The organism is Mesorhizobium sp. M7A.F.Ca.CA.001.10.2.1, from assembly GCF_003998575.1.
GTDB lineage: Bacteria > Pseudomonadota > Alphaproteobacteria > Rhizobiales > Rhizobiaceae > Mesorhizobium.
In genome coordinates this window covers 1-7,689 of sequence record NZ_RZQY01000264.1, presented here as the reverse complement: position 1 = coordinate 7,689, position 7,689 = coordinate 1, and the positions used below count along the sequence as shown (strand labels likewise).

Below are 7,689 nucleotides of genomic sequence, written 5' to 3'. Positions count from 1 at the left end.
CTCGTACGCCCACATGGCGTTCTGGCCGGTCTCGCCGGCAGGCAGCACGCTCCAATAGCTTGCATCGCCCTTGTAGGGGCAATGGGTCGAGTGGTCGGTGCGGCCGAGCTTGCCGAAATCGATGTCGGCGAACGGAATGTAGAAGGCCGCCGGATAGGGGGCCTCGGTCAGCACCTTGGCCTTCGTTGTTGAAGCGATGACCACGTCTCCGACACGCACGGTAACGGTGCCGGCATAGGGCTCGACAGTGATGATTTTGTCCGGGTTGCGTTGGAAACCGGGTGCGGGGTTGGCGATCTGATCCATGCGGGGGGCTCTCCTTGCGTCGACTTAAGGTGTGTCGCGCAAGCGCATTGCGCAAGCCGCTATCGCCATCCAACACGCAAAACTTGCTTAGCCGACGCCGATGGATCGCCCCTTGGAATCCTCGGGATTGTCGTCAGCGGTCAGGCAGCGGCTTTGAACACGTCCATGAGACCGGCATAGGCGGCAGCGATCCCGGCGACCGGGTTGCTGCTTCTTGAGACGGTCTCGACCTTCAGGGAACCGCCGCCGGTAGGCAAGGTAAGCAGCAGGAACTGGCGGTTTCCGCCATCGCCGACTGACGCGGCCGCGACGTGCTGGTCCTCGCCCTGATTCTGGACGCACATCTTGAACAGCAGCGTGCCGCCGACCGCTTCCAGCGCGCCGCCGACAACTTCAACAAATTCATCTTCGGAAACAGTCTTTGTGTCCGGCACCACATCGGCCAGACTTTCGGCAAGCGTACTCTCGAGAGCCTTGTCGTCGAGCTGCGCGTCCATGCGAACCTCTTTCAGTCGCCAATCGCACCCCTTTGCCCGTTAACGAAACTTAACGCCGACGATGGCCGGATTGTGGCGGTTTTCCACCAATGCGGCGCTCAGGGGTGCTGGCGGCTGGACAATCCGCCGGTTCGCTCCACAATAGCTCGAAAAGCACAACGCAAAAAGCGTGAGGGAGGATCGAATGCTGGGACTGATGCAGGAATGGCCGCTGCTTTGCCATAAGCTCATCGACAATGCCGAGCGGCAGCATGGCGTGCGCGAGATCGTGTCGCGCTCGATCGAAGGGCCGATCGTGCGCACCACCTACGCCGACATCCATCGCCGCGCCCTGAAGGTCGCCCAGCGGCTGGAGCGTGACGGTTATGGGATGGGCGACCGTATCGCCACGCTGGCCTGGAACACCGCGCGCCACATCGAGGCCTGGTACGGCATCATGGGCATCGGCGCCATCTACCACACGCTCAATCCGCGGCTGTTTCCCGAGCAGATCGTCTGGATCATGAACCATGCCGAGGACAAGGCTGTCTTCGTCGACCTGACTTTCATGCCGCTGCTCGAGAAGATCGCCGGCGCCGTCAAATCGCTGAAACAGGTGATCGTGCTGACCGACAGGGCGCATATGCCGCCGACGACATTGCCCAACACGGTCGCCTATGAAGATTGGCTTGACGAAGCGGATGGCGACTTCGCCTGGAAGACCTTCGACGAAAGCACCGCCGCCGGCATGTGTTACACGTCCGGGACCACGGGCGATCCCAAGGGCGTCGTCTACAGCCATCGTTCGAACGTGCTGCACGCCATGATCGCTGCCATGCCCGACGCCATGGGACTGTCGTCGCGCGATACGATCCTGCCTGTCGTGCCGATGTTTCACGCCAATGCCTGGGGCCTTGGCCAGAGCGGGCCGATGATCGGTGCCAAGCTGGTCATGCCCGGCTGCAAGATGGATGGCGCCTCGATCTATGAACTGCTCGACACCGAGAAGGTGACCTTCAGCGCCGCCGTGCCGACCGTCTGGATGATGCTGCTGCAGCATCTGGAGGAGACCGGCAAGGAGCTTCCCTATCTCAACAAGGTCGTCATCGGCGGCTCGTCGTGCCCGCGCGCGATCATGACCAAGTTTCAGCAGAACTACGATGTCCAGGTTATCCACGCCTGGGGCATGACCGAAATGTCGCCGCTCGGCACGCTGTGTACCCTGAAGCCGGACCATGCTGGTCTTGAGGGCGAAGCCCGGCTCGACGTCCAGCAGAAACAGGGCTATCCGCCCTTCGGCGTCGAAATGAAGGTGACCGACGACGACAACAACGAGCAGCCTTGGGACGGCAAGACTTTTGGCCGCCTGAAAGTGCGTGGGCCGGCCGTTGCCCGTGCCTATTATGGCGACGCCGGCGTGGAGCAGTTCGATGAGGATGGCTGGTTCGACACTGGCGACGTCGCCCACATCGACGCTGGCGGCTACATGCAGATCACCGATCGCGCCAAGGACGTCATCAAATCCGGCGGCGAATGGATTTCGACCATCGACCTCGAGAACCTGGCTGTCGGCCATCCCGATGTCGCCGAGGCGGCAGCCATCGGCGTTCAGCATTCGAAATGGGGCGAACGGCCGCTGCTGGTCGTCGTCCGCAAACCGGGCAAGGAACCGACCAAGGCTGACATTCTCGGCTTCATGGACGGCAAGGTAGCCAAATGGTGGATGCCGGACGATGTCGCTTTCGTCGGCGAAATTCCGCACACCGCAACCGGCAAGATCCAGAAGATCACCTTGCGCCAGCAATTCAAGGACTATCGCCTGCCGACCGATTGACGCGATGGTGCATGTTTCGGCTTCATGCCATCGCAAAAAGGCACTAAGTCTCCGTTCGGGTTGGGGCAGCACGGAAAACGATGGCTAGCATTCCTGAACGGCAAACGTCGAAGGCGGCCGGCTGGTCGCGGCGCACGGCCGCTTTTTCGTTGGTGCTGCTGCTGACGGTCTTCGTCGGCCATCGCTTCGATCTCGTCGAAACACCTGTCTTTCTGTGGGTGCTCGGCATTGTCGCGCTGCTGGCGGCGATGGCGCTGTTGTTTGCCGGGTTTGCCTTTTCGCGGCTGTGGAATTTCGGCGACCGCGGCGGCCGCGACCTGACGGGCGGCGCGCTGCTGGCATTGCTGGTGCTCGCACCCTACGGCGTCGCCGCCTACTGGGCGACGATCTATCCGCCGCTCAGGGATATCTCGACGGATTTCGACGAACCGCCGGCGCTCGACGTGAGCGACCGGACGAAGGATATGAACGTGCTTGCGCCGTCGACGCCTGGGGAACAGCGGCTGCAGGCCGATAGCTATCCGCTGGTCAGCGCACGCAGCTACGACCTGCCGTTCGAGACTGTCGTCAATGCCGTCGAAACCGTACTCGACCGGCGCGACTGGGAGCTGTCGGAGCCCTATCCCGATCTCGCCGGGCAAAGCGAGGTGACCATCACCGCCGTCGCCAAGGGCTTCGTGATCGGCCTTCCCGCCGATGTGGCGATCCGCGTGACGGACGATGGCGACACGGTCATCGTCGATATGCGGTCGGCATCCCGCTACGGCCGCTACGACCTTGGCGACAATGCCGCGCGCATCACCGAATTCCTGGCGGAGCTCGACCAGGAAGTCGCCGGTCAGGTCGGCGCCGCGCCAGCCGAATAAGGCTTCGGCACTTAGCAGCGGTCCAGGTTGGCCTATCCGGCCGGCGTGAAAATGCCGTCGATGGCCGGTGCGCCGTCTGTCGTGACCAGACCGCGCGCCGTCAGATCCTCGAGATGGGCAAGCACCGACAATCCGGCGGCGCCATGCAGCCGCGGGTCGGTGTCCCTGTAGATCGCCTTGACCATGTCCACGATCGTCCGGTCGCCTTCTCTGACCCGCTCCAGAATGGCGCGCTCGCGCATCTTGCGATGCGTCTTCAACCCGCGCATGAAAGCGCGCGGTGCTGTCACCGGCCCGCCATGTCCTGGCAACAGCAAGCGGTCCCCGCGTTCGATCAAGCGGTCCAGCGAGGCCATGTAGTCGGCCATCGCTCCATCCGGCGGGGCGACGATGGAGGTTGCCCAGGCCATGACATGATCGGCCGAAAACAGGATGCCGGTTCCCTGCAGCGCGAACGCCGCATGATTGGCGGTGTGGCCCGGGGTCAGAACCGTCCTGATCGACCAGCCGTCGCCGTCGACCACCTCGCCGTCGGGCAGGGCGACATCAGGGATGAAAGCCGTGTCGGCACTGGCATCGAGCGCATTGGTCTCGCCGATATGCAGGGCTCTTGCCGGCCGGTGCGGCCCCTCTGCCAGCACGAGGGCGCCGGTGCGCTCTTTCAGCCGGGCCGCCAGCGGGGAGTGGTCGCGATGCGTGTGGCTGACGAAGATATGGCTGACCGGCCGGCCTGCGATCACCTCGATCAGGGTCCGCAGATGCGCCTCGTCCTCCGGCCCCGGATCGATCACCGCCAGCGTATCGCGGCCAACAACGTAGCTGTTGGTGCCGTGAAAGGTGAAGGGGCTTGGATTGCGGGCCGTGATGCGCTGGACATCGGGCGCGACATTCACCCCCTGGCCATAGAAGGGGTCGAAGCCGGTATCGAATTTCAGTGCCATGCATCGGTGCCTTGTTTCGGGAAACGGCAAAACCGATTGCCGCACAACACGCAAGCCAATATAGGAGGATGTGAGGCCGCGAACATCGGAGTGCGGCAATCGGATTGGGGAAATACCATGGCAATTGCAACTACGATGCGTCCGCTTGTTTCTCTGGCTCTGCCGCAAAACGGCGCGGCGCGGCTGGCAACGCAGCTTTTCCTGGCCATCGCCGGAACGCTTGTGCTGACACTGTCGGCCAAGACCAAGGTAATGCTCGGGCCGGTCGACATTTCGATGCAGACGCTGGCCGTGCTGCTGATCGCCGCCGCCTTCGGCATGCGTCTCGGCGTCGCCACCCTGCTGCTCTACATGGCCGAGGGCGCCATGGGCTTCCCCGTCTTCCAGAGCACGCCTGAAAAGGGTCTCGGCATTGCCTACATGCTCGGCTCGACCGGCGGCTATCTCGCCGGCTTCGTGGTCATGGCGGCAATTGTCGGCTGGGCGGCGGATCGCGGCTGGGACCGCCATCCAATCAAGCTTTTCAACGCCATGCTGGTTGGCGAAGTCGTCATGATGGCAATGGGCTTTGCCTGGCTGGCGCTGCTCATCGGTCCGGAAAAGTCGTGGCAGTTCGGCGTCGTGCCGTTCATCGTCGGCGACCTGATCAAGGTGGCGCTCGCGGCAAGCCTGGTGCCGGCCGTCTGGACGCTGCTGAAGCGCGGCTGAAGCGCGCGATCGAAGAAACGGCCAGGGGCAATCAAGCCACTGGCCGGAGCGGCGTCACTGGCGGATTTCCGGTCTGATGTCCGCCAACCTCGATAGATTGTCGGTTATATCGCCCTAGACGCTGCGACATCTTCAGTAATGATCATTAAGTCGCTTTATTAGCCCAGGCTTTTCAATTTCCCGAACTGTTGATCTGAGAAATAGATGCTTGCTGGCGCGGCCGCGCTGTCGTAGCTCTTGGTCTTCGACTGTATCGAATCGCCGGGGGGCGAGACGTCCGATTCGTTGTTGTGAACGATCAGGTCAGATGCACTATCGCGCTGGTCTGTCGCCGATACGGCAGCTTCGGGGAAGGGGGGAAGACGTTGAATGTCGCAGCGTCGACTATTGTCGGAAGCCGGCACTTCCTGTTCAGGATTCGGTTTCAACTGCTTGGCGGACTGACATTCGCGATTTTTGCGCCGGCGATCATCCGGATTGTCTTCAATCCTGAATTCATCTATTCGGCCAATCTTCAGGTAACAGTAGCCGCTGCGGTCATCGCGCACCTTGTGGGCTTCTTGTCTTATCGCCGCATCGGAAATTTCCCGGGCGTGGCCGCGGCAAGTTACATCTTGCCGACATTTGCCCTGTCCTACGGGGCTGTTTTCCTGACCATCTTCTTTTTTCGGTTCGAGTACAGCCGGTTTCAGGCTGCCGCCAGTTTCACGCAGTCCACGCTCTGGTACTTCGGCCTGAGCCTGTTGACGCGGCGTCTCGATCCGTACCGGCTCGTGGTGATTCCCGGCGGAGATGTCGAGCGCCTCAAGACGTTACCGGGTGTGCATTGGTTTTGGATCAAGTCGACCAGTACGATAATCGAAAGAGCCAGCGGCGTGGTCGTTGATCTGCGTGCCGATCTTGGCGCGGAATGGGAACGATACATCGCGGATCGGGCCCTTTCGGGAACGCCCGTATACCACGTCAAGCAGGTCAGAGAGTCGCTGACCGGTCGGGTCGAGATCGAGCACCTGTCGGAAAACACGCTTGGTTCGCTCAATCCGAACCAGGCCTATCTCAAGATCAAGCAGGCGGTCGACTGGGTCTCGGCACTTGTCTTGATCATCGTTCTTTCCCCCGTTCTGGCGTTGATAGCGCTGCTGATCCGGCTGGATTCCGATGGTCCTGCGCTGTTTCGCCAGCAACGCATGGGCTACCGGGGCAAGATCTGCACGGTCTACAAGTTTCGCTCGATGCGCCAGCACTCTGGCGCCGGCAGCGACAAGGAAAGGGCGATCACCAGGCACGACGATGACCGCATCACCAGAGTCGGGCGTTTCCTGCGAAAATCCAGGATCGACGAACTGCCGCAGGTCATCAACATCCTGCGTGGCGAAATGAGTTGGATCGGACCGCGGCCGGAAGCTGTCGTGCTGTCGCAGTGGTACGAGGCTGAGCTGCCATTCTACCGCTACAGGCATATCGTCAGGCCGGGCATAAGTGGGTGGGCACAAGTAAATCAGGGGCATGTGGCTGCCGTCGATGACGTTATGGGAAAATTGCACTATGATTTCTATTACATAAAGAACTTTTCGCCTTGGCTGGACGTTTTGATAACTCTCAAGACGCTGAAAACGATGCTTACCGGCTTTGGTGCGAGATAACCAATGCGAAGCATGGCTCTGGAATAGCAAGCGCAGGAAGCAGATGGATCTCGCCTCCAGGAAAATAGCGATCATCGGGCTTGGCTATGTCGGCCTGCCGCTGGCGGTCGCCTTCGGCGCCGGCAGGGATGTCGTCGGTTTCGACATCGACCAGTCGAGGGTGGACGCGCTGAGGCGTGGCGACGACCATACGCTGGAAGCCAGCAGCGATGAGATCAGTGCTGCGTCGCGGCTGACATTCACCACCGACAAGGCCGCTCTGCGCGATTGCGGGATTTTCATCGTCACGGTTCCGACGCCGATCGACAGGGCCAACCGTCCGGATCTGAAACCGCTGATCATGGCATCGACTTTGGTCGGTGAGGTCATATCGCCAGGCGCGGTGGTGATCTTCGAATCGACGGTCTATCCCGGCTGCACGGAAGAGGTGTGCGCGCCGCTGATCGAGAAACATTCGGGCCTGCGCTACAATGAGGGGTTCTTCCTCGGCTACAGTCCCGAGCGCATCAATCCGGGCGACCGCGAGCATCGGTTGCAAACGATCGTCAAGGTCACCAGCGGCTCGACGCCGGAAGCGGCCGAAGGTATCGATGCGCTCTATGCCTCGATCGTGCCGGCAGGCACACACCGTACCTCGAGCATTGCGGTCGCCGAAGCGGCCAAGGTCATCGAGAACACTCAGCGCGACCTCAACATCGCGCTGATGAACGAGCTGTCGCTTATCTTCGGCAAGCTCGGCATCGACACGTCCGAAGTGCTGGAAGCCGCCGGCACCAAATGGAATTTCCTGCGCTTCACGCCTGGTCTCGTCGGCGGCCACTGCATCGGCGTCGATCCCTACTATCTCACCCACAAGGCCCAGGAACTCGGCTATCATCCGGAGGTGATTCTTGCTGGCCGCCGTATCAATGACGG

Annotated in this window: 8 protein-coding genes; 5 read left to right on the top strand and 3 right to left on the bottom strand. The window is 61.5% G+C overall.

Annotated features, from left to right (window positions below; all coding sequences use genetic code 11):
* Both EN964_RS17865 and EN964_RS17860 read right to left on the bottom strand, forming a co-directional pair.
* A partial coding sequence (locus tag EN964_RS17865; protein ID WP_164775867.1) for a DUF427 domain-containing protein occupies window positions 1-306 on the bottom strand: 306 nt, incomplete at its 3' end.
* A gap of 140 nt (window positions 307-446) precedes the next feature.
* A complete protein-coding gene (locus EN964_RS17860) occupies window positions 447-803 on the bottom strand; it encodes a hypothetical protein (RefSeq protein ID WP_023808564.1) in 357 nt (118 codons plus the stop codon).
* A 184-nt stretch (window positions 804-987) separates the two neighbouring features.
* On the opposite strand from EN964_RS17860, the gene EN964_RS17855 reads away from it, so the two are divergent.
* Together EN964_RS17855 and EN964_RS17850 are read left to right on the top strand one after the other, a co-directional pair.
* Window positions 988-2,616 carry a fatty-acid--CoA ligase gene (locus EN964_RS17855; RefSeq protein ID WP_127270454.1) on the top strand — a complete coding sequence of 543 codons (1,629 nt, stop codon included), beginning with the start codon at window positions 988-990 and terminating at the stop codon, window positions 2,614-2,616.
* Window positions 2,617-2,696: 80 nt separating this feature from the next.
* Window positions 2,697-3,482, top strand: a complete 786-nt coding sequence (locus tag EN964_RS17850) for a DUF1499 domain-containing protein (RefSeq protein ID WP_127270452.1) — start codon at window positions 2,697-2,699, stop codon at window positions 3,480-3,482.
* A 32-nt stretch (window positions 3,483-3,514) separates the two neighbouring features.
* Here the strand turns inward: EN964_RS17850 and EN964_RS17845 are convergent, their stop codons facing one another.
* Window positions 3,515-4,423, bottom strand: coding sequence for an MBL fold metallo-hydrolase (locus tag EN964_RS17845; protein WP_127270451.1), 909 nt, complete (start codon window positions 4,421-4,423; stop codon window positions 3,515-3,517).
* Between the two features lie 117 nt (window positions 4,424-4,540).
* Here EN964_RS17845 and EN964_RS17840 point away from each other — a divergent pair, with 117 nt between their 5' ends.
* The 3 genes from EN964_RS17840 to EN964_RS17830 form a co-directional block, all read left to right on the top strand.
* Window positions 4,541-5,131, top strand: coding sequence for a biotin transporter BioY (locus EN964_RS17840; RefSeq protein ID WP_023808554.1), 591 nt, complete (start codon window positions 4,541-4,543; stop codon window positions 5,129-5,131).
* 365 nt (window positions 5,132-5,496) lie between these two features.
* A complete protein-coding gene (locus EN964_RS17835; RefSeq protein WP_236382852.1) occupies window positions 5,497-6,774 on the top strand; it encodes a sugar transferase in 1,278 nt (425 codons plus the stop codon).
* 43 nt (window positions 6,775-6,817) lie between these two features.
* Window positions 6,818-7,689: nucleotide sugar dehydrogenase (locus EN964_RS17830; RefSeq protein WP_127276584.1), on the top strand; the 872-nt coding region annotated here is incomplete at its 3' end.

Excerpts from the sequence above, each read along its gene's own strand:
- EN964_RS17860 (WP_023808564.1), bottom strand. The coding sequence starts at position 803 with ATGGACGCGCAGCTCGACGACAAGGCTCTCGAGAGTACGCTTGCCGAA.
- EN964_RS17855 (WP_127270454.1), top strand. The coding sequence starts at position 988 with ATGCTGGGACTGATGCAGGAATGGCCGCTGCTTTGCCATAAGCTCATC.
- EN964_RS17850 (WP_127270452.1), top strand. The coding sequence starts at position 2,697 with ATGGCTAGCATTCCTGAACGGCAAACGTCGAAGGCGGCCGGCTGGTCG.
- EN964_RS17845 (WP_127270451.1), bottom strand. The coding sequence starts at position 4,423 with ATGGCACTGAAATTCGATACCGGCTTCGACCCCTTCTATGGCCAGGGG.
- EN964_RS17840 (WP_023808554.1), top strand. The coding sequence starts at position 4,541 with ATGGCAATTGCAACTACGATGCGTCCGCTTGTTTCTCTGGCTCTGCCG.